This window comes from Vibrio sp. 1641, assembly GCF_033339995.1.
Classification (GTDB): Bacteria; Pseudomonadota; Gammaproteobacteria; order Enterobacterales; family Vibrionaceae; genus Vibrio; species Vibrio alginolyticus.
On sequence record NZ_JAWOVP010000495.1, the window covers coordinates 1 to 525 of the forward strand.

The window sequence follows — 525 nt, forward strand, 5'->3', positions numbered from 1 at the left end:
AATGTTCAAAGAAAAACTAAAAGACGAGTTTGCAAAAGGGCTTCGTGGCACACTAAAAACCGGGAATTTGTTGACTGGTGCACTGTACATTGACGCGGATTTTTATCCAGACGATACGCCATATGAAGCAAACACGTATGAAGGGCTAGACGTCTTCCCTACAATGCGAGGTGGCTTTGCACAGGTTCAGCGCCAAGTAAATGACTTCTTAAACAAGCTTAATAACTTGCCAATGGAAGATACATTAACGTCTCTGAACGCAACGTTGAAAACGTCTGAGCGCACCTTGGCGTCCGCAGAAAAAGTGGCGAATAGCATAGATAAGCTCTTAAGCCAAAAAGACACACAAGAGAGCCCTGCAGATACTCGCCAAAGCTTACAGTAACTGCAAAAAACGCTGGATGGATACGGCCCTAACTCGACAATGTACAGTGAAATGGAATCGACATTGAAAGAGCTAGAGAAGGTGATGACGGAATTCAAACCTGTTTTAAAACAGCTAAATGAAAAACCAAACTCATTAGT

1 pseudogene is annotated in these 525 nt (G+C 42.9%); it reads left to right on the forward strand.

Annotation, left to right across the window (positions count from 1 at the left end):
• Positions 1-525 (forward strand): annotated as a pseudogene (locus tag R7Z47_RS26760) (paraquat-inducible protein B); the annotation flags it as partial.